Origin of the sequence: Streptomyces sp. SP18CS02 (assembly GCF_036322365.1) — a bacterium.
Classification (GTDB): Bacteria; Actinomycetota; Actinomycetes; order Streptomycetales; family Streptomycetaceae; genus Streptomyces.
Map to the genome: position 1 here is coordinate 55,273 of NZ_JAQYXC010000245.1, position 21,412 is coordinate 76,684.

Genomic DNA, 21,412 nt, shown 5'->3' on the forward strand with positions numbered 1-21,412 from the left:
TCGTCCGCGAACCGGGAAGCTCCTGAGCGGGGTGGGTGGGCCGGTGGCCGGGGTCGCGCGGCGCCGGTGGGCGAGGGATCACCACTCGCCTCACACGGCTCGTCAGGCGCAGTCCGGGACCGGGCGGGTCCCGGGCGCGGGCTTCAGGCGGCGCGGCGCATCTGCGGCACCTTGATCGGACGGGAGCCGGGACCGCCCACGTGCGAGAAGGGCTGGGTACGCCAGTCCAGTCCCTGCGGGAGCGTCAGCAGCAGCGCGGTGTCCTGCTCCTGGAGCTCCAGGGTCTCATCGGCGGGGCGTGCGTCGGAGGCCGCCCGGCCGGTTCCGGAGCACACCGACAGTACGAACGGATTCCACGGCGTCGGGCACAGGGCGTGCTCCGGAAGCACGTCCTCGTCCGCGAGCAGCGCGATCGGCTGTGCGCAGTCCGGGCAGATCACCCGGAACATCTCGAAAGTGTCGTATGCGTCTCGCTCGTCGTCCTCGTGGGATTCGACGGAATCAACAGGCTCCTGCATGGAGAATCTCCCCCTCGGGTGGGCCGTCCAGGCATATGCGGCCGCGACCAAAGCAAGCACTTCCCTCCCGGCCCGGAAGGTAACCATCAGGTCTCGGAACAGCTGTGCCGCAAACCTGTGGTGTTCGTCACATGCCGCTCGCAGGTGCCCCTTTGCGCCGCCTCCGACTGTGCCGCGAGGCACCCGGGGCAATAGGTTGATCCGCATGGAGGAGCTGGATCGTCAGATCGTCGAGTTGCTCGTCAAGGACGGGCGCATGAGCTACACCGACCTGGGCAAGGCCACTGGCCTGTCCACCTCGGCGGTGCATCAGCGCGTGCGCCGGCTTGAACAGCGCGGTGTCATCCGTGGCTATGCCGCCGTCGTCGACCCCGAGGCGGTCGGCCTGCCCCTCACCGCGTTCATCTCGGTCAAACCGTTCGACCCCAGCGCCCCCGACGACATCGCGGACCGGCTCGCCGACATCTCCGAGATCGAGGCCTGCCACAGCGTCGCGGGCGACGAGAACTACATCCTCAAGGTGCGGGTCGGGACCCCCCTGGAGCTGGAACACCTGCTCACCCGCATCCGTTCCCAGTCCGGTGTCTCCACCCGTACGACCGTCGTGCTCTCCACTCCGTACGAGGCCCGGCCGCCGCGCGTCTAGCGGGAATCTAGGCTGGTCACCATGACCGAGAGCGAACACCGCACCGTGCTGCTGCGCGGTGGAGAAGTCCACAGCCCCGCCGACCCCTTCGCCACGGCGATGGTGGTCGAACGCGGGCACGTCGCCTGGGTGGGCTCCGAAGGCGCGGCCGACGCCTTCGCCTCCGGCGTGGACGAGGTGATCGACCTCGAAGGAGCGCTGGTCACCCCGGCCTTCACCGACGCCCATGTGCACACCACCGCCACCGGGCTCGCCCTCACCGGCCTCGACCTCTCGGCCGCCCGCACGCTGGGGGAGGCGCTGGCGCTCGTACGGGCGCACAGCGCCGCGCACCCCGGCGACCGCGTGCTCCTCGGGCACGGCTGGGACGCCGCCCGCTGGCCCGAGCGGCGGCCGCCGTCCCGTGCGGAACTGGACGAGGCGGCCGGCGGGCGTCCCCTCTACCTGCCCCGCGTCGACGTCCACTCGGCCGTCGTGACGAGCGCCCTCCTCGACCTGGTCCCGGGCGTCACCGGCCTCGTCGGCTACCAGCCCGACGCGCCCCTCACCGCCGCCGCCCACCACGCCGTCCGCGCCGCCGCGCACGGCGCCGTCACACCGGGCCAGCGCGCCGCCGCCCAGCGCGCCGCGCTGCGCCACGCCGCCTCCCTCGGCATCGGCACGGTCCACGAGTGCGCGGGGCCCGAGATCTCCGACGAGGAGGACTTCACCTCCCTGCTGCGCCTCGCGGGCGACGCGGGGGAGCCCGGTCCCCGGGTGGTCGGCTACTGGGCCGAGCCGGTCGCGGGGGAGAAGGACGCCCGGCGTATCCGCGAGCTCGGCGCCGTCGGCGCGGCCGGCGACCTCTTCGTCGACGGCTCGCTCGGCTCCCACACCGCCTGCCTGCACCAGCCGTACGCGGACGCCGACCACACCGGCACCGCCCACCTCGACGCGGCCGCCGTCGCCGCCCATGTCACCGCCTGCACCGAGGCGGGGCTCCAGGCCGGGTTCCACGCCATCGGGGACGCCGCCGTCGGCGCCGTCGTGGCGGGGGTGCGCGCGGCCGCCGGGACGCTCGGCCTCGCCCGGGTGCGCGCCGCCCGCCATCGCGTCGAGCACGCCGAGATGCTCACGCCCGAGACCATCGCCGCCTTCGCGGAACTGGGCCTCACCGCCTCCGTCCAGCCCGCCTTCGACGCGGCCTGGGGCGGTGACGACGGCATGTACGCCCAGCGCCTGGGTGTCGAGCGGGCCCGCACCCTCAACCCGTACGCCGCGATGCTGCGCGCGGGCGTGCCCCTCGCCTTCGGTTCGGACAGCCCGGTGACGCCGCTCGACCCGTGGGGGACCGTCCGCGCGGCCGCCTTCCACCGCACGCCCGAGCACCGCGTCTCGGTACGCGCCGCCTTCACCGCCCATACGCGTGGCGGCTGGCGCGCCACCGGCCGCGACGACGCGGGCACCCTGGTGCCCGGCGCGCCGGCGGACTACGCGGTCTGGCGCACCGGTGAACTGGTGGTGCAGGCGCCCGACGACCGGGTGGCCCGCTGGTCCACCGACCCGCGTTCGGGAACGCCCGGCCTGCCGGACCTGACGCCCGGCGCCGCCCTGCCGGTCTGCCTGCGGACCGTGGTCTTCGGACAAACGGTCTTCGTGCGACCGAACGAGTGACGTAGGGACATTTCGTACGCCGGGTGCCGCCCCCGGGTCTCGTCCGCGACCTGCGGATCTTCCCCTCTGACCTGCTGCTTCACTCAATCGCCGCAGGTGGGGCGGCTGTTGACAGCGAGCGGTCGGCGGCGGGTAGGTTCGGCCGGGTCCACCACAGGACGTCCGACCGGTCGACCTCCCCGCTCTCGTCGAACGCCGCTGGGTCATGGGGTGGTGTGCCGCACCGGCTCACCACCACTGGGAGCCAGGTTCAGCGCCCGAGTCCCGGGAGCGAGGGCAGGCTTCTCCGGTCGGGGTCCCCCCTGCTCCGCGGGAGCCCGGGGGGTGCGACCGGGTGGGGCCCGGACGTTCAGTAGACAACGGCTTTCGGTCGACCCGCAGCCAGCGGGCGCCAGGTCGGCCCGAAGGGCGCCGGGCCCCGATCGGTGATTCCCCGCCACGGTTCCACGGCTCCTGCCGCACCGCGTCCGCTGCCTCACCCCCGTACCGGGAGGGGACGGCGTCATGGGCTCGCTAAGGTGGAGATCTGTGTACGGACGTAAGGGGCAGCAGTGAACGATGTCGGCCAGAGGCGGTACGGTCCGCTCGGCAGGGCCTTGGTGATCATCCCGACCTACAACGAGGCCGAGAACATCAAGGCGATCGTCTCCCGGGTGCGTGCGTCCGTACCCGACGCCGACGTCCTGGTCGCCGACGACAACAGCCCGGACGGCACCGGAAAGCTGGCCGACGAGCTCGCCGCCGAGGACACCCACGTCCACGTCCTGCACCGCAAGGGCAAGGAAGGGCTCGGCGCGGCCTATCTGGCCGGCTTCCGCTGGGGCATCGAGCACGACTACGGCGTCCTCGTCGAGATGGACGCCGACGGATCCCACCAGCCCGAGGAGCTGCCGCGGCTGCTGACCGCCCTCAAGGGTGCCGACCTGGTGCTGGGCTCCCGCTGGGTGCCGGGCGGACGGGTGGTCAACTGGCCCAAGTCCCGGGAGTACCTTTCCCGTGGCGGCAGCACCTACTCCCGTCTGCTCCTCGACGTCCCGATCCGCGACGTCACCGGCGGTTTCCGGGCCTTCCGGCGGGAGACGCTGGAAGGGCTCGGTCTGGACGAGGTGTCGTCCCAGGGGTACTGCTTCCAGGTCGACCTGGCCCGTCGGGCCGTCGCCGCCGGCTTCCATGTCGTCGAGGTGCCCATCACCTTCGTGGAGCGTGAGCTCGGCGACTCCAAGATGAGCCGGGACATCGTCGTCGAGGCGCTGTGGCGGGTCACCGCGTGGGGGGTCGGGTCCCGGGCCCGTCGCCTCCTGGGCCGCAAGCCCGCCTGAGCTCATCTTTCCTTTACGCCGTCCTGGCGCGCTCTTGGGCACACTGGGAGCATGACGACCGGCTCACCGCCCCCTTCCGCCCGCAAGCGCTCACGCGCCCGCTCCCTCGTCCCCCTCGGCGTGGCCGCCTGGCTGGTGCTGGAGATCTGGCTGCTGACCCTCGTGGCGGGCGCCGCCGGCGGACTCACCGTCTTCGCCCTCCTGGTCGGCGGGGGTCTGCTCGGCGCCGCGGTGATCAAGCGAGCGGGGCGGCGTGCCTTCCGTACGCTGACCGAAACGCTTCAGCGGCAGCAGTCGGGGGCGGCGCCCGGCCCGGACAGGGGGAGTACCGGCAACGGCTTCCTGATGCTCGGCGGCCTGCTGCTGATGGTGCCCGGTCCGATCTCCGACGTGGCGGGCCTGCTGCTGCTCCTTCCGCCGGTCCGCGCGATGGCCGGCCGGTACGCGGAGAAGGCGCTCGACCGGCGGGTGAGGGCCATGGTCCCCGGCTCCCTGGGGGACGCCTTCCAGCAGGCCCGTATGCATCGCCCCGACGGCAAGGTCGTCCAGGGTGAGGTCATCCGCGACGACGCGCCCGGCCGGCGCTCTCCCTACGAGGACCGGCGCCCGCCCCTGACGCCCTGATCCGACGCGAGGGGCGGACGCTCCGGCACCCGACGCCTCGCCGTTGCCAGAGAGACGCCTGTCCGCGACGCGTCGCCATGAGGGACGCCTGCCCGCCGGCCCCCGCACGAGTGCGCGGGGGCCGGGGGCAGGCCATCGGCCCGTCGCGTGCGGCTGTGGCGAGACGCCGCCGGCCGCGGCCGGGCACGGCCGAAGACCACGGTCCGGCCGTGTGCGGGCATGGCGAAAAGCCGTGGGGCGGTGCGGCACACTCGGTGCCCCACCGCCCCACGGCTTTTCGCTTGTTGCGGTCGCTTTACGCGATCACGCGGACTTCCGGCTGTCGCGCGGATGCACTGCGATGTTCATGGCGCCGGAGCGCAGGACGGCCAGCCTTTCGGCCAGCACCTCCTCCAGCTCCTCGCGGGTGCGCCGCTCCATGAGCATGTCCCAGTGCGTACGCGCCGGCTTGCCCTTCTTTTCCTCGGGGCCATCCCCGTCCACGAGGAGTGCCTGGCTTCCGCAGACCTTGCACTCCCACTCCGGCGGAATCTCCGCCTCGACCGAGAAGGGCATCTCGAAACGATGCCCCTTCTCGCATGCGTACTCCACCGCCTGGCGCGGGGCCAGATCGATGCCGCGGTCGGTCTCGTAGCTGGTCACCACGAGGCGCGTGCCGCGAAGAGCTCGCTCACTCATGAATCGTGCCTCCCGGGCTTGTCGCCCACAGGACAGGTGTCGCTGTCGTCGTCATCCGGTCAACGTCCGGTCGGCCATAAAGATTCCCGTTGCGGGTCCTGCGTCGCCCGTCGTGCCGCCCCTTGTTGTACCCACCAGTGCCCGGTTTGTCACATCTGGCAGCAGATGTCACCCAGCGTCTTTACTTCTTCAGCGCGCAGTAACGGTCCGCCTGGCAAGCCAAAGGCGTACACTACCGGCCTTTCACTTGGACGTCTAAATCCGGTCCGGAACCGGGTTCCCCGCAGCGGCCACCGCACGCCTCATCGGGACGCGCGCCAACAGGACGAACCCCAGCGCGAAGAAGATCACCAACGAGATGATGGCATCCCGGTAGCTCCCGGTCAGCTGATAGGCGAGCCCGAACACCAGTGGCCCCAGCCAGCTCAGACCCCGGTCGCTCATCTCGTAGGCCGAGAAGTACTCGGCCTCCTTGCCCGCCGGCACCAGATGTGAGAACAGGGACCGTGACAGCGCCTGGCTGCCGCCCAGCACCAGGCCGATCGCCGCCGCGAGGCCGAAGAACCAGACGGGCGCCCCGGCCGGCAGGAAGTAGCCGGCCGCCAGGATCAGCGTCCACACGGCCAGCGAACCGAGGATCGTGCGCCTGGCGCCGTACGAACGGGCCAGCCGTCCCATTCCCAGGGCGCCGGCCACCGCCAGCACCTGGACCAGCAGTACGGCGACGATCAGCGTCGTCTGGTCCAGCCCCAGCTCCTCCGAGCCGTAGATCGACGCCTGCGAGATCACCGTCTGCACCCCGTCGTTGTAGACGAGATACGCGAGGAGGAACGAGAGCGTCAGCGGATGGCGGCGCATGTCGCGCAGGGTTCCCAGGAGTTGGCGCCAGCCCGACGGGACCGTGCCCTCCCCGCCCGGTGGCACCCGGCGGTCGCGCAGCCGGTGCAGCGGTATCAGCGTGAAGGCGCCCCACCACAGACCGGCCGAGGCCAGGCAGATCCGTACCGCCTCGGACTCGGAGAGCCCGAACGCGTCATGGCCCGTGTAGAGGACGAGGTCCAGGACGAGGACCAGTGCCCCCGACGCGTAGCCGAACGCCCAGCCGCGCGAGGAGACCGCGTCGCGCTCCGCGGGCTGCGCTATCTGCGGGAGGTAGGCGTTGTACAGCACCATCGAGACGGCCAGCGAGGCGTTGGCCACGATGAGCAGGAACGCGCCCAGGAGATAGCGGTCCCCGTCCAGGAAGAACATCCCGGCCGTGGCGGCCGCCCCCAGATACGCGGACGCGGCCAGCAGGGGCTTCTTGCGGCCGGTGCGGTCGGCCGCCGCCCCCGCCAGCGGCATCACCAGGACGGCCAGCAGTACGGACACGGACACCGCGTACGCGAACACCGAGCCCGCGCGGACCGGGATCCCCAGCGGATGGACGAAGCCGTCGGCGTCGGCCGCCGCCTTGGCGACGGACGTCAGATACGGACCGACGAAAACGGTCAGCACGCTCGTCGAGTAGACGGAGCACGCGAAGTCGTAGAAGTACCAGCCGCGTTGTTCGCGTCGTCTGCTCCCCGGCGCGTCGTCCGCTGCCCGGTCTGCGGTCTCGGCGGTCACGCGCCCCCCTTTTTTCGTCCCCGTGGCCGGCCGACGCCGTCAGGCCCAGACCCCCCTGTCGGTCAGCACCTCGCGCAGCGTCTCCAGATGATCGGTCATGATGCCATCCACCCCGAGGTCCAGGAGGGCGGTCATCCGTTCCGGATCGTTCACCGTCCAGACGTGGACCTGGATCCCGCGCGCGTGCGCCGCCCGCACGAAGCGCCGGTCCACCACCCGCACGCCGTTCTGGGTCTCCGGCACCTGCGCCGCGATCGCCCCGGCGCGCACCGCCGCGGGGATCCCGTACGAGCGCAGCCGCAGTCCCAGCACGCCCCGCACCCCGTACGAGGTGGCCAGGCGCGGGCCCGCGAGGCGCAGGGCCCGGCCCACCCGGCCCTCGTTGAAGGAGCCCACGCACACCCGGTCCCAGGCACCCGTCCTGCGGATCAGCGCGACGAGCGGGGCGAGGGCGGACTCCGCCTTGAGGTCCACGTTCCACCGGGCGTCCGGGAACTCCTCCAGCAGCTCCTCGAAGAGCGCCAGCGGTTCGCTGCCCGCCACCCTCGCCTCACGGACCGCGCTCCAGGGCAGCTCCCGGATGCGGCCGCGGCGGTCGGTCACGCGGTCGAGCGTGGCGTCGTGGAACGCGACCAGCCTGCCGTCCGCCGTGGTGTGCACATCGGTCTCGAAGTAGCGGTAGCCGGCCGTCGAGGCGCGCCGGAACGCGGCCGCGGTGTTCTCCAGCCCGTCCGCGGCGCCGCCGCGGTGGGCGAAGGGTATGAGCGCGGGATGGTCCAGGTAGGGGTGTCGCGTGCGGGTCACCGCCGCAGTATGGCCTGCTCCGGTGTCCCCGGGGTGACCACCGTGCCGCCGCCGTCCGTGGCGGGGACGGCGAACACGCGCAGGAAGAGCTGGGCGAGGGGCCCGATCGACACCGCGTAGAGCACCGTGGCCACGCCGAGCGAGCCGCCGAGGAGGAAGCCCGTGATGACGACGGTGATCTCGATGGCCGTACGGACCAGGCGGATCGAGCGGCCGGTGACGCGGTGCAGGCCGGTCATCAGGCCGTCGCGGGGGCCGGGGCCGAAGCGCGCCGCGATGTACAGGCCCGTCGCGACGCCGTTGAGGACGATGCCGGCGATCATCAGCGGGATCCGCGCCGGAAGGCCGTGCACGTCCGGCACGAGGGCGAGGGTGACGTCCATGGCGATACCGATCACGAAGACGTTCGAGACGGTGCCCAGCCCCGGCCGCTGCCGGATCGGCAGCCACAGCAGCAGCACCGCGGCGCCCACGATGATCGAGATGACGCCCATCGTCAGACCGGTCAGCTCCGCCAGGCCCTGGTGGAGGACGCCCCACGGTTCGAGGCCCAGGCCGCCCCGCACGAGCAGCGCCGAACTCGCGCCGTACAGCGCGAGCCCCGCGTAGAGCTGCGACAGCCTGCGGGGGAGGTGGCGCCCCCGCAGACGCCCGGTTCCGGATGCCCGCGGGCCGGATGTGCTGGCCAAGTTGTGCTCCCCGATGTGATGGTGGTGGACTGGTTCATGTCACTCTGTGGCGGGGAATTGGATGCCAACCATGGCCAATTCCAGGAAGGTGGACTGAATTCCATGGCTCAGTGGACCTCGGCGGTAGGGCCGGCCCAGCTCGCGCGGCAGCTGAACGCACAGCAGTCCCGGCCGGCCGGTCCCGGCACGCGCAAGCCACCCGCCTACCGCGCTCTCGCCGACGGTATCCGGCTGCTGGTCCTGGAGGGCCGCGTGCCGGTCGCCGCCAGGCTGCCCGCCGAGCGCGAACTCGCGCTGGCGCTGGCCGTCAGCCGCACCACCGTGGCCGCCGCCTACGAGGCGCTGCGCGCCGAGGGCTTTCTGGAATCGCGCCGCGGGGCGGGCAGCTGGACCGCAGTCCCGGCCGGCAACCCGCTGCCGGCGCGGGGACTGGAGCCCCTCCCGCCGGAGTCCCTCGGCTCCATGATCGACCTCGGCTGCGCGGCCCTGCCGGCGCCCGAGCCCTGGCTCACCCGCGGCATCCAGGGCGCGCTGGAGGAGCTGGCGCCCTACGCCCACACGCACGGCGACTACCCGGCCGGACTGCCCGCCCTGCGCCAGATGCTCGCCGACCGCTATACGGAACGGGGCATCCCCACGATGCCCGAGCAGATCATGGTGACGACCGGTGCCATGGGCGCGATCGACGCGATCTGCCATCTCTTCGCCGGGCGGGGTGAGCGGATCGCCGTCGAGTCGCCCTCCTACGCCAACATCCTCCAGCTGATGCGGGAGGCCGGCGCCCGGCTGGTGCCCGTGGCGATGGCGGACGGCCTGACGGGCTGGGACCTGCCGCGCTGGCGCCAGGTGCTCCGGGACGCCGCGCCCCGGCTGGCCTACGTGGTCGCCGACTTCCACAATCCGACCGGCGCGCTGGCCGACGAGGACCAGCGGCGCCAGCTGGTCGACGCCGCCCGGTCGGCCGGGACGGTGCTCGTCGTCGACGAGACCATGTCGGAGCTGGACCTGGAGGACGGGGAGATGCCGCGGCGGGTCTGCGCCTTCGACCCGGCGGGCAGCACCGTGCTCACGGTCGGTTCGGCCAGCAAGGCGTTCTGGGCCGGGATGCGCATCGGCTGGGTGCGGGCGGCCCCCGATGTGATCCGCTCGCTGGTCGCCGCCCGGGCCTACGCCGACATGGGGACACCGGTGCTGGAACAGCTGGGCGTCAACTGGCTGATGCGTACGGGCGGCTGGGAGGAGGCCGTCTCGCTGCGCCGCGCGCAGGCACGGGAGAACCGGGACGCGCTGGTCGACGCGGTACGCGCCGAGCTGCCCGAGTGGGAGTTCGAGGTGCCGCGCGGCGGCCTGACCCTGTGGGTGCGGACCGGCGGGCTGTCGGGGTCCAGGCTCGCCGAGGTGGGGGAGCGGGTCGGCGTACGGGTGCCCTCGGGGCCCCGTTTCGGTGTCGACGGTGCCTTCGAGGGGTACGTGCGCCTGCCGTTCACGGTCGGCGGGCCGGTCGCCAAGGAGGCGGCGACCCGGCTGGCGGCGGCGGCGCGGCTGGTGGAGGCCGGAGCGAACGGGAGCGGGGGAGCGGAGGCGCCGCGGACGTTCGTCGCCTGACCGGTGGGTGAGCCACCGGCGGTCGGCGGCTGGGCCGGCCACCGGCGCCGGCTGCCGGCCCTGCGGGGCCGTCAGCCGGGCGTCAGCTGTCCGCTGTCGGTCGCCGACGGCACGGCCGCCGAGGCCGATGCGGCTGTCGGTGCCGGGGGGACGACTGTCGTGGCGCTCGGCGCCGGCTCCTGCTCCGGCTCCGGCGCCCCGTCGTCCGGTACCGCCTCCAGGGGCGCCGTCTGGTGCTCCGGCAGCAGTTCCAGTACGGCCTGCCGGAGCGCCTCGCTCGTCGCGTCGTCGTACGGATCGGGGGTGGCCGGAACCTGCAGCCGCAGCACGGGGCCCGTACCGAGCCTGGCGTAGCCGCGCCCCGGGGGAACGTCGGGGGTGGGAGTGGTGTGCGGTGCCACGCCGAGGACCCCCTGCACCGTCGTCGGTGCGGCGGGCCCGAGCACGACCCGCGCCCGCGTATGGGTGCGCACCGCCTCGCTCAGCGCTTCCACGCTGTCGAACTGCTCGGCCACGACGACCGTCACGTTCGCGGCCCTGCCGTGGCGCAGCGGAACCTCCAGCAGGTGCTGCGGATCCGGGCGCCCGTCGGCCGCCGCCAGGTGACCGAAGACGCTCGGCCGGTCCAGCAGGATCCACAGCGGCCGCCTGGTGTCCTCGGGAGCCGGGTGCCCCGCCTGCCGGGAACGGTTGGCCGCGATCAGCCGGCGTTCCGTCTCGTGGGCCGCCCACTCCAGGCTGGACAGCGCCCCGCTGAGGCCGCACTCGACGGCCAGCACGCCGAAGCGGCCGGTCAGGCAGGCGTACTCGCCGGTCCCGCTGCCCTCGACGATCAGCACGTCGCCGTGTTGCAGCGCCTGGAGCGCGATCGAACGCAGCAGGGTCGTGGTGCCGCTGCCGGGCTGGCCGACGGCGAGCAGATGCGGCTCCGTCGAACGCGGCCCGGTGCGCCAGATCACCGGAGGCGCGTCCCTCGTCACGTCGCCCTCCCGCACCGGCACGGTCCGCTGCACCGCGTCGGCGTCCGTGAAGCCGAGCACCGTCTCCCCCGGAACGGTGACGAACCGCTGGGCGGCGATGGCGGTGGACAGGGCCGGCAGCACGCTCATCAGGAGCTCGTTGCCCTCCTCGTCCCAGTGGAAGAGGTACTCGCGGCCGCGCCCGGACTTGGTGTGCAGAAGCTGCTCGATCCGGGCCCGGGAGGCGGGCTCGCCGTCCGTGAAGTGCGCGGGGTACGCCACCCGCAGCCGGGTGAGCCGGCCGTCGCCGTCGAACTCGAAGTCGCTGAACACATCGGCCCACTTCCCGCCGTGGGCGTAGAGCGGGCTCGGGTCGTCGGCGACGGAGAAGTACGGCACCAGGGCCTCGTACAGCGCCCGGAGCCGCTCGGTCTCCGCCTCGTCCGGCCCGTTCTTGACGGCCGGACGCTCGCGCCCCTTCCACGCGGCTGCTCCCATCACCGAGATCAGGGCCAGCATCGGCCCGTACGGGATGAGCGCCACGACCAGGACGCAGGCCGCGCCCAGGAACAGCGAGGGACCGCGCCGCTCCTTGGGTGTCGCGGCCCATCGGGCACGTCCGGCCGAGGCCAGCCTCCGCAGACCACGAGTGATCGTGATCAGTGGATGGAGGATGTCCGTGGCGCTGTCGGCGGCCGTGCGCGCGATCTCTCGACTGCGAGCGATCTGGGCGCCGCCGCTGCTCAGAATGCGGGGGAGTGGTCGCCGGGCCACGTCGTCCTCCTGAAGTCGTGGAAGGGGGAGCGGGGCGTCAGAACTTGATCCCGCCCAGCAGGCTGGCCAGGCTCGCGCCGCCCGCCTTGATGCTCGGCGCGATCGCGGTGCCGGCGAGGTAGAAGCCGAAGAGTGCGCAGACGAAGGCGTGGGAAGCCTTGAGTCCGTCCTTCCTGAAGAACAGGAAGACGATGATGCCGAGCAGTACCACGCCGGAGATGGAGAGGATCATGAGAGGTGCTCCTGGGTGAGGGGACAGTCACCATGAGTCCTTCCAAGCTCGCAGGAAGTATTGATGCGACAAAAGGTGCGAAAGAGTGAAATGTCGGCGTTTTCACTTGACTGGCGGACGTCGGGGGGGCGTCCCGGCCGGACGTCGGTGGGGGCGGGCGCGGTGGCCGGTGGCGATGATCCTCGCCGTCGATGCCGGGCCGGGGTCCGACGGCGCCCGGGCAGTACCCTGTCGATTCACTCGTTCGGCCCTCGTGCCGGGCGCGCGGGCCCGCACGGGACCGTGCGGATCGGCGCCGCAGGGCGGGCGGTGCGGGGTCGGGCGGCGCCGTGCGGCGTCACCGGGTTCCACCGGGCCCGTCCAACGGCCCGACCCGTGAGCTCCACCCGGCGGCTCGACGGAAGCCCGACGGAAGCCCGACGACAGCCCCGAGAAAAAGCTCGACAGACACGCTCGACCGACATGTTCGACGAACAGGTGCGACCGGACTCGACCGATCCTCAGCGGTCTCAGGGGCCTGATGGGTCCCATGGCCGATGGCGGCCGGGTGAGGTCAACAACATGAAAGGCGGTTCATCCCATGAGTGAAGCCCCGGACCCCGAGGTGATCGAGCTGGCGACCAAGGTCTTCGCCCTGGCGCGCCAGGGCGACGCCGAGACGCTCGCCGCGTACCTGGACGCGGGGGTGCCCCCGAACCTCACCAACGACAGGGGGGATTCCCTGGTGATGCTCGCCGCCTACCACGGCCACGCGACGGCGGTGGAGGTCCTCCTCGCCCGTGGCGCGGACGGGAACAGCGCCAACGACCGCGGGCAGACGCCGCTGGCCGGAGCCGTCTTCAAGGGGCAGGACGAGGTGATCCGCGCGCTGCTGGCCGGCGGCGCGAATCCGGAGGCAGGGACTCCGTCCGCCGTGGATACCGCGAGGATGTTCGGGAAGACAGAACTCCTGGAGCTGTTCGAGTCCCGGTGAACGGACGCTGAACGCCAGGTGGGAGCTACGGCGTAAATGTGGTCGCGGTGGCGAAATGGCTGGGTCATCATGACGTCGGGCCCATAGGGGGCCACCGACGAGAGGCAGAGGAAGATGGTCAACACCAAGCGGAAGACGACGAGCGGCTCCACATGTTGCTGCGCGGCCTAGGCGATCACCGTTCTCCGGTTCCCCCGGTTGCGTCTACAGCTTGATGTGAGGCATTTTCCATGTTCGATCCAGTCATAGCGCCGAGCGGCACCTTGCTCGGCCTGCTGCAGCGGGGCCGCGGCGACGGCACGCTGCACGCGCTCGCCGCGCCACGCGCCGAAGCCCTCGCGGCCCTCAACCACTGCGTCCTCGGCGACCCCCGCCAGGACTGGCAGGTGGAGAACCGCTCCCTGTACTACGCGCGCCTCTACCTGGATCTTCACGGCGGACTCGGCGAGATCGAGGCCCACCTCTTCGGAGCCGAGGACCACCTGGACACCGAGGAGTCACGGACCGGGCTCGCGCTCGCCGTCCTCGGGCACCTCGCCTCCTACGGCCGCGAGGACGCCCTCGCACTGCTGAGGCGGTACGCCGCCGCCGGCTCCAACTGGGCCTGGGCCCTCGACGAACTGGCGCTGCGGGACGACGACAACGGTCTGCGCACCCTGGCCGTGCCCGTTCTGTCCCGGTTCCCGGCCACTGCCGAGGGCGACGCCGAGCTGGCCGCCGCCGTACGGGACGCCTTCGAACCGCGACCCTGGCGCCTGTGGGCCGAGGATCAGCGGGACGCGGTCGGCGCCCGGGTGCGCGCCGCCCAGGAACAGGGGTCCTTCGACCGCTGGCAGCGGCAGATGCGCCCGACCGGGCCCCGGCCCGGCTGGAGCGTGCAGGCCGTCTTCGACTGGGCCCAGCAGGGTCTGGAACGCGGCACCACGCTCCATCTGCCCGCTGCCCGCTGCCTGACCGCCGTGGCGGGCCCCGACGACCGGGAGACGATCGTCGAGGCCGCCCGCGGCGGCCCCGACGGCGCCCGGTGCGCCGCCCTGCACTACCTCGCCGAGGCGCGGGACCCCGCCGTGCTCGACCTCATCGAGGCCGCGGCCCTCAGCGACTCCCGTACCGTCGCCGACGCCGCCGTGGCGGCCTTCGAGCGGATGAGCGGCGAGGCCGCCGTCGACCGCGCGCGGGGCTGGGTGCACCGGCCCGACGCGCTCGGGGTGTCGGCGGCCGGCGTGCTCGCCTGCCGGGGCACCGCACAGGACGCCGCCCTGGTGCTGGGAGCACTGCGCGAGGCCGTGCGGACCGACGGCCCCGACGCCCACTCCCTCTACGCGCTCGTCGACGGGACGGGCCGGCTGGGCATCGCGTGCGCGGCCCCCGTCCTGCGGCACATCTACCGCGAGACCGCGGCCTCCCAGCTCCGGGGGCGTGCGGCCCGCGCCCTCGCCGCCACGGACCCCTCCTTCGCCACCGGCTTCGCCGTCGAGTGCCTGTGGGACTGCGAGGAGACCACACGGGAGATCGCCGCGCTGCACGCCGAGACCGGCGATGTGCGGGTGGCCGAGCGCCTGCGCCGGCTCGCCGCCGATCCCGCCGAGGAGGACGAGGTGCAGACCGCCGTACGGAGCAGGATCGGTCCGGACATGACCGCGCTGTAGGAGCTGCCGACGTTCCGCGGAGCCCGGGCGGACGCGCGAGCGGCCCCGGGCTCCGCAGGGCGCCGGACCGGCCCGGACCGTGGGCGACCCGGGCGACCGGGCCCCGACCCGGCCTCCCGTGTCGCGCCCCCTGTCGCCGTGTTCCGGGTTTGCGGGTCCCCCGGGCCCGGGGAACCGTCGGCCCGACCCCGGCGGCACTCGGGCGGAGGAGCGGGTGCGGGGGACAACGCTCACGGGACGTTCCCCAGGCGGAAAGATCCAAGTCGGCGCAGCCTCTCCGGGCGGGACGACAACACGGTTATGCGTGTCGTCATCGTCACCGAGTCCTTCCCTCCCGACGTCAACGGTGTGGCGCACTGCGCCCTGCAGACCGCCCGGCACCTCGCCGTACGCGGTCACCACCCCCTCGTCATAGCCCCCGCGGCCCCCGCCGGGGCGGCCGTCGGGGACGCGCCCTGCCCGGTCGTACGCGTGCCCTCCCTCCCCCTGCCCGGCTACCCGCAGGTGCGGGTGGCCCTGCCCGGCAGGCGGCTGGCCGCCACGATCGCCGCGCACCGCGCCGACCTCGTCCACCTCGCCGGCCCCTTCGTGCTCGGCGTACGGGGCATGGCGGCCGCCACCCGGCTCGGTCTGCCCGCCGTCGCCGTCTACCAGACCGACCTGGCCGGGTACGCCCGCACCTATGTGGGCGCGGGCGAGGGCGCCGCGTGGCGGCGGTTGCGGGCCGTGCACCGCGCCGCCGACCTCACCCTGGCGCCGTCCACGGCGGCCGTCCGCGACCTGGAGGCGCACGAGGTGACGCGCGTACGGCTCTGGCCGCGCGGGGTGGACGGCGTCCGTTTCGGCCCGCGACTGCGGGACGAGGCCCTGCGCCGCCGGCTGGCCCCGGGCGGTGAGGTGCTCGTCGGGTACGTCGGGCGGCTCGCGCCCGAGAAGCGCGTCGAGCTCCTGGCCGGCGTGTGCGCACTGCCCGGCGTGCGCGTGGTGGTCGTGGGCGACGGGCCGAGCGGGGCGGCCCTGCGCGCCGCCCTTCCCGGCGCCGTCTTCCTCGGCCGCCGTACCGGCGATGAACTCGCCCGGATCTTCGCCTCGCTCGACGTCTTCGCGCACACCGGCCCCCACGAGACGTTCTGCCAGACCGTGCAGGAGGCCATGGCCAGCGGCGTCGCGGTCGTGGCACCCGCGGCCGGGGGTCCGCTGGACCTGGTGGACCACGGGCGCACCGGACTGCTCGTCGCGCCGCACGACGCCGACGCGCTCCGGGACGCGGTCGCCACCCTGGCCGCCGATCCCGGACGCCGTACGGCCTACGGGCGCGCCGGAAGAGCCGCCGTCGAGGGCCGTACCTGGGCGGTCGTCGGGGATCAGCTGCTCGGCCACTACGCCGAGGTGCTGCGGGAGCGGACGGCGGTGGCGGCATGACACCGCGGAGGCTGCGCATCGTCCGGCTGACCAACTTCGTCACTCCGTCCTCCGGGGGACTGAGCACCGCCCTGGACGAACTCGGCCGCGGGTACCTCGCGGCCGGGCACGAACCGGTGCTGGTCGTGCCGGGGGACACCGGGAGCGACCGGCATACCCCGCAGGGGCGGGTGATCACCCTGCCGGGGCCGGCCCTCCCGGGCACCGGCGGCTACCGCGTCCTCGCCGACCGGGGGCGGCTGCGCGAACTGCTGGAGGAGCTCGCCCCCGATCGTCTGGAGGTCTCCGACCGCACCACCCTGCGCTGGACGGGGGAGTGGGCGCGCCGCGCCCGGGTGCCCGCCGTCATGGTGTCCCACGAGACGGCGGAGGGGGTCCTGCGCACCTGGGGCGTGCCCGCCGCCGCGGCCGCCCGGACGGCCGACCGGCTCAACCGCCGCAGCGCCTGGGCCTACGCACGCGTCGTGTGCACCACGGAGTGGGCGGAGCGCGAGTTCCTACGGGTCGGTGCCCGCAACGTGGTCCGGGCACCCCTCGGGGTCGACCTGCTGCGGTGCAGGCCAGGCCGGCGCAGCACCGCCACACGGTCCCGGTACGCGGGCGGGGCGGACGTGCTGCTTCTGCTCTGCTCACGGCTGTCGGTGGAGAAGCGCCCGGGGACGGCGCTGGACGCGCTCGCGGAGCTGCGGGCGCGGGGCGTCCGGGCGGCCCTGGTCGTCGCGGGGGACGGACCCCTGCGCGGCGCCCTGGAACGCCGGGCCCGCGCGCGGTCGCTGCCCGTCCGCTTCCTCGGCCACGTGCCCGACCGCGAGACGGTGGCCGATCTCCAGGCGGCGGCGGACCTCTGCCTGGCGCCCGGTCCCGCGGAATCGTTCGGCCTGGCCGCTCTGGAGGCGCTCGCCTGCGGCACTCCCGTCGTGGCCAGTGCGGCCTCGGCCCTGTCCGAGGTGATGGGGGACGCGGGAGCGGCCGCCCTCGACACCCCGGCCGCGTTCGCCGACGCCGTCACCGACCTGCTGCGCCGCCCCGAGGCGCAGCGGCGCGCCGCCGCGCGGGCGCGCGCCGGGCTCTTCGGATGGGACAGGGCGGTGGCGGCCTTCCTGAGCGCCCATGACGCCGCTCCGGTGCCCGAAACCCCTCGGCGGGACATGACCGGTGTCCCGGTGACAGGGACCCCGGTCGACGGCGTCCCGGGCGCGGGCGCGGGGCCGGGGGTGGCGGCGTGAGACCCGCTGCGACACCGTCCATCTGCACACGGCCGACGCCCGCCGGGTAGCGGACCGGTCCCTGTGGAGCGCCGGCCGGCCGCACCCCGGCGAGCGGGGGCACCGGGTGGTCGCGGGCCGGTTCCACGTCCTGCTCGGGGAGCGGGGCCTGGCACTCGGCGCGCGGCCGGGCGCTGAACCCGGAAGTCCGCCCCCCCCGGCCGGGCGCAGACCCCCCGGGTGGCCGGCCACCGCCGGTACCGGCTGGGTGGCACGGCGCTGCCACGACCTGCTGCCCCAGCCGCTGAGGCCGGCGGGCGAGGAGTACGCCACCGGGCCGGGGGCACCGGCGCCGCGCTCCTCGACCGGCGGGCCGAGCACGCCCTGTCGGCCGCGCTCGCCGCCCTGACGCCGCCCGTACCGCTTGCCAGAATGGGTGGATGAACGGGCGGTGGGAGTTCTGGATCGACCGTGGCGGCACGTTCACGGACATCGTGGGCCGACGGCCGGACGGCCGTCTGGTCACCCGCAAGCTGCTCTCGCACGACCCCGGGCGGTACCGGGACGCGGCCGTCGCCGGGATCCGTCTGCTGCTCGGGCTCGCCCCGGACGAACCGGTCCCGGCAGACCGGATCAGCACCGTCCGGATGGGCACGACGGTGGCCACCAACGCCCTGTTGCAACGGCGCGGCGAGCCGACCGTCCTCCTGGTCACCGAGGGCTTCGGGGACGCCCTGCGGATCGCCTACCAGAACCGCCCCCGCATCTTCGACCGGCACATCCGGCTGCCCGAAGCGGTCTACGGCCGGGTCATCGAGGTGCCCGAGCGGACCGACGCGCACGGCACCGTCGTACGGCCCCTCGAAACGGACATCGTCGAGGAGCGGCTGCGGGCCGCCTGGAACGACGGCTTCCGCAGCGCCGCGGTCGTCCTCATGCACGGCTACCGCCATCCCGGCCACGAGACGCGGGTCGCCGAGGCAGCCCGCGCGGCGGGCTTCACCCAGATCAGCTGCTCCCACGAGGTCAGCCCACTGATCAAGCTGGTGCCACGCGGTGACACCACCGTGGTCGACGCCTGTCTCTCGCCCGTGCTGCGGCGGTACGTCGACGAGGTGGCGGCCGAGCTCTCCGGGATCCGGCTGCTGTTCATGCAGTCCAACGGAGGACTGAGGGAGGCGGCGCACTTCCGGGGGAAGGACGCGGTGCTCTCGGGACCGGCCGGCGGGGTCGTCGGCATGGCACGTACGTCCGCGCAGGCCGGTCACGACCGTGTCATCGGTTTCGACATGGGCGGCACGTCCACCGATGTGTCGCACTACGCGGGCGAGTTCGAGCGGGAGCTCGGCACCGAGGTCGCCGGGGTCCGGATGCGGGCGCCGATGATGAGCATCCACACGGTCGCGGCGGGCGGCGGCTCGGTCCTGCACTTCGACGGGCAGCGCTACCGGGTCGGGCCCGACTCGGCCGGTGCCGACCCCGGGCCCGCCTGCTACCGGCGCGGAGGCCCGCTGACGGTGACCGACGCCAACGTCATGCTCGGGCGCGTCCAGCCGGCGCACTTCCCCGCCGTCTTCGGCCCCCGCGGCGACGAGCCGATCGACGCGGACGTGGTGCGGCGACGCTTCACCGAGCTGGCCCGGGAGGTGCTGCGGCGGACGGGCGTGAGCCGCACACCGGAGGAGGTCGCGGCCGGCTTCCTGGAGATCGCCGTCCTCGGCATGGCGAACGCCGTCAGGAAGATCTCCGTCCAGCGCGGACACGACGTCACCCGCTACGCCCTCACCAGCTTCGGCGGGGCGGGCGGCCAGCACGCCTGCGCCGTCGCCGACGCCCTCGGCATCGACACCGTCCTGGTGCCCCCGCTCGCCGGAGTCCTCTCCGCGTACGGCATCGGGCTCGCCGACGCCACCGCCATGCGGGAGCGGTCCGTCGAGGCGGAGCTGGACGACGCCGCGCACGCGCGCGTGCGGCAGCTCTGCGCCCGTCTCTCCGACCGGACCAGGGCGGAACTGCGCGCCGACGGCCTGGCCGACAGCGCGATCCGCACCCACGCGCGGGTGCACCTGCGGTACGCCGGTACCGACGCGAGTCTTCCCGTGCCGCTCGGCCCGGCCGCCGCCATGCGGGAGGAGTTCGCCCGGATCCACCGCGCGCGGTACGCCTTCACCATGGACAAGCCGCTGGTCGTGGCCGCCGTCTCGGTGGAAGCGGTCGCGGAGGCGGGACCGCACGGCCCGGTGGAGGCCGGCCACGCTCCCCGCCCGGCCGGGCTGCGGCCGCGTGCGACGGTACGGATGTTCGTGGAGGGCGCGCACGACGACGCCCCGCTGTACCGGCGCGAGGACATGCGGCCCGCCGACACCGTGACGGGGCCGGCCGTGATCGCGGAGCCCGACGCCACCACCGTCCTCGACGCGGGCTGGCGGGCGGCCGTGACCGACGGCGGGCACCTCCGGCTGACCCGTGAACGGCCGAGGCCCGTCCGTACCGCCGTGGGCACGGACGTCGACCCGGTCCTGCTGGAGGTGTTCAACAGCCTCTTCATGTCCATCGCCGAGCAGATGGGAGTGCGCCTGGAGAACACGGCCCACTCCGTCAACATCAAGGAGCGGCTGGACTTCTCCTGTGCCCTCTTCGACGCCGAGGGCAACCTGATCGCCAACGCTCCCCACATCCCCGTCCACCTCGGTTCGATGGGAGAGTCGATCAAGGAAGTGCTCCGGCGCGACCAGGGCGCCATGCGACCGGGAGACGTGTACGCGGTCAACGATCCCTACCACGGTGGCACGCACCTGCCCGATGTCACGGTGGTGACCCCCGTCTTCGGTCCCGACGGCACGCTGCGCTTCCTGGTGGCATCGCGCGGACACCATGCCGAGATCGGCGGCATCACCCCCGGATCCATGCCGGCCTTCAGCCGCACCGTCCACGAGGAGGGCGTCCTCTTCGACAACTGGCTGCTGGTCAGGGACGGCCGTCTGCGGGAGACCGCGACCAGGGACCTCCTCACGGGCGCCGCCCACCCCTCCCGCGACCCCGACACCAACCTCGCCGATCTGCGCGCCCAGATCGCCGCGAACGAGAAGGGCGTCGAGGAACTGCGGCGCATGGTCGACCAGTTCGGGCTCGACGTCGTCCAGGCGTACATGCGGCACGTCAGGAACAACGCGGCGGAGTCGGTACGCCGGATCATCGAGACCCTCAAGGACGGCGCGTACCGCTACGAGACGGACAGCGGCGCCGTCATCCGGGTCTCCCTGCGCGTGGACCGGGAGCGCCGCCGCGCGGTCCTCGACTTCACCGGTACGTCGCCTCAGCAGCCGGGCAACGCCAACGCTCCCACATCCGTGGTGATGGCAGCGGTGCTCTATGTCTTCCGGACCCTGGTCGACGACGACATCCCGCTCAACAGCGGCTGCCTGGAGCCGCTGGAAGTGATCGTGCCGCCCGGCTCCATGCTCGCGCCCGTCTTCCCGGCGGCGACGGTCGCGGGCAACGTCGAGACCTCGCAGGCCGTCACCGGGGCGCTGTACGCGGCCCTGGGGGTCCAGGCCGAGGGCTCCGGCACGATGAACAACCTGACCTTCGGCAACGACCGGGTGCAGTACTACGAGACGGTGGCCAGCGGGTCGGGCGCGGGGGACGGCTTCGCGGGAGCCGACGCCGTGCAGACCCATATGACCAACTCGCGGCTCACCGACCCCGAGATCCTGGAGTGGCGGTTCCCGGTGAGGGTCGACGCGTTCGCCGTACGGGACGACAGCGGCGGACGTGGCCGGTGGCGTGGCGGCAACGGGGTCGTACGGCGGATCCGGTTCCTGGAACCGATGACCGTGACGCTGCTCACCGGTCACCGGCGGGTGCCCCCTTACGGGATGGCGGGCGGCGGGCCCGGCTCGCTCGGCGAGAACGCGGTGGAACGCGCCGACGGCACGCGGCAGGTCCTCGGCGGCGTCGACGCGGTGGAGGTCGGCCCCGGCGACGTACTCGTCATCAGGACGCCGGGCGGCGGCGGATACGGCCCTGCCGGGGACTGACCGGACCATGGCCG

Annotated in this window: 17 protein-coding genes; 10 read left to right on the plus strand and 7 right to left on the minus strand. The window is 73.5% G+C overall.

From position 1 onward, the window contains the following. Positions 1-143 precede the first annotated feature (143 nt). Positions 144-518, minus strand: coding sequence for a hypothetical protein (locus PUR26_RS03070; RefSeq protein WP_329868903.1), 375 nt, complete (start codon positions 516-518; stop codon positions 144-146). Positions 519-723: 205 nt separating this feature from the next. On the opposite strand from PUR26_RS03070, the gene PUR26_RS03075 reads away from it, so the two are divergent. From PUR26_RS03075 to fxsA, 4 genes are all read left to right on the plus strand, one after another. Beyond that, positions 724-1,164 (plus strand): Lrp/AsnC family transcriptional regulator, encoded by a 441-nt coding sequence (locus PUR26_RS03075; protein WP_329868905.1) that lies wholly within the window; start codon positions 724-726, stop codon positions 1,162-1,164. 21 nt (positions 1,165-1,185) lie between these two features. Then, entirely contained in the window at positions 1,186-2,817 is a 1,632-nt protein-coding gene (locus PUR26_RS03080) for an amidohydrolase (RefSeq protein WP_329868907.1), read from the plus strand. A gap of 551 nt (positions 2,818-3,368) precedes the next feature. Beyond that, positions 3,369-4,136: a polyprenol monophosphomannose synthase gene (locus tag PUR26_RS03085; protein WP_329868909.1), complete on the plus strand. Its 768-nt coding sequence runs from the start codon at positions 3,369-3,371 to the stop codon at positions 4,134-4,136. Between the two features lie 51 nt (positions 4,137-4,187). Beyond that, the gene (gene fxsA, locus PUR26_RS03090) at positions 4,188-4,760 is read left to right on the plus strand and encodes an FxsA family membrane protein (protein ID WP_329868911.1); all 573 of its coding nucleotides are present in this window, start codon (positions 4,188-4,190) and stop codon (positions 4,758-4,760) included. Positions 4,761-5,063: 303 nt separating this feature from the next. Here the strand turns inward: fxsA and PUR26_RS03095 are convergent, their stop codons facing one another. The 4 genes from PUR26_RS03095 to yczE form a co-directional block, all read right to left on the minus strand. After that, positions 5,064-5,438 carry an RNA polymerase-binding protein RbpA gene (locus tag PUR26_RS03095; RefSeq protein WP_026278069.1) on the minus strand — a complete coding sequence of 125 codons (375 nt, stop codon included), beginning with the start codon at positions 5,436-5,438 and terminating at the stop codon, positions 5,064-5,066. A 255-nt stretch (positions 5,439-5,693) separates the two neighbouring features. Beyond that, a complete protein-coding gene (locus PUR26_RS03100) occupies positions 5,694-7,046 on the minus strand; it encodes an MFS transporter (protein WP_329868916.1) in 1,353 nt (450 codons plus the stop codon). 39 nt (positions 7,047-7,085) lie between these two features. Beyond that, a complete protein-coding gene (locus PUR26_RS03105; protein WP_329868918.1) occupies positions 7,086-7,850 on the minus strand; it encodes a glycerophosphodiester phosphodiesterase family protein in 765 nt (254 codons plus the stop codon). After that, positions 7,847-8,539: a membrane protein YczE gene (yczE, locus tag PUR26_RS03110; protein WP_443076949.1), complete on the minus strand. Its 693-nt coding sequence runs from the start codon at positions 8,537-8,539 to the stop codon at positions 7,847-7,849. The genes PUR26_RS03105 and yczE overlap by 4 nt, the downstream gene beginning before the upstream one ends. A 102-nt stretch (positions 8,540-8,641) precedes the next feature. Here yczE and PUR26_RS03115 point away from each other — a divergent pair, with 102 nt between their 5' ends. Next, entirely contained in the window at positions 8,642-10,144 is a 1,503-nt protein-coding gene (locus PUR26_RS03115; RefSeq protein ID WP_329868919.1) for an SCO1417 family MocR-like transcription factor, read from the plus strand. 71 nt (positions 10,145-10,215) lie between these two features. Here PUR26_RS03115 and PUR26_RS03120 read toward each other — a convergent pair whose 3' ends face one another. Together PUR26_RS03120 and PUR26_RS03125 are read right to left on the minus strand one after the other, a co-directional pair. Beyond that, entirely contained in the window at positions 10,216-11,877 is a 1,662-nt protein-coding gene (locus PUR26_RS03120) for a hypothetical protein (RefSeq protein ID WP_329868920.1), read from the minus strand. Between the two features lie 37 nt (positions 11,878-11,914). Then, complete coding sequence (locus PUR26_RS03125; RefSeq protein ID WP_329868922.1) at positions 11,915-12,109, minus strand: hypothetical protein; 195 nt, start codon at positions 12,107-12,109, stop codon at positions 11,915-11,917. A 580-nt stretch (positions 12,110-12,689) separates the two neighbouring features. On the opposite strand from PUR26_RS03125, the gene PUR26_RS03130 reads away from it, so the two are divergent. The 5 genes from PUR26_RS03130 (at position 12,690) to PUR26_RS03150 (ending at position 21,398) form a co-directional block, all read left to right on the plus strand. Further along, the gene (locus PUR26_RS03130) at positions 12,690-13,082 is read left to right on the plus strand and encodes an ankyrin repeat domain-containing protein (RefSeq protein ID WP_329868924.1); all 393 of its coding nucleotides are present in this window, start codon (positions 12,690-12,692) and stop codon (positions 13,080-13,082) included. 230 nt (positions 13,083-13,312) lie between these two features. Beyond that, complete coding sequence (locus PUR26_RS03135) at positions 13,313-14,731, plus strand: HEAT repeat domain-containing protein (RefSeq protein WP_329868926.1); 1,419 nt, start codon at positions 13,313-13,315, stop codon at positions 14,729-14,731. Between the two features lie 300 nt (positions 14,732-15,031). Next, positions 15,032-16,153, plus strand: a complete 1,122-nt coding sequence (locus tag PUR26_RS03140) for a glycosyltransferase family 4 protein (RefSeq protein ID WP_329868927.1) — start codon at positions 15,032-15,034, stop codon at positions 16,151-16,153. Then, positions 16,150-17,379 carry a glycosyltransferase gene (locus PUR26_RS03145; RefSeq protein ID WP_329868929.1) on the plus strand — a complete coding sequence of 410 codons (1,230 nt, stop codon included), beginning with the start codon at positions 16,150-16,152 and terminating at the stop codon, positions 17,377-17,379. Before PUR26_RS03140 ends, PUR26_RS03145 begins: the two co-directional genes overlap by 4 nt. A gap of 419 nt (positions 17,380-17,798) precedes the next feature. After that, positions 17,799-21,398, plus strand: a complete 3,600-nt coding sequence (locus PUR26_RS03150; RefSeq protein ID WP_329868930.1) for a hydantoinase B/oxoprolinase family protein — start codon at positions 17,799-17,801, stop codon at positions 21,396-21,398. Positions 21,399-21,412: the final 14 nt, after the last annotated feature.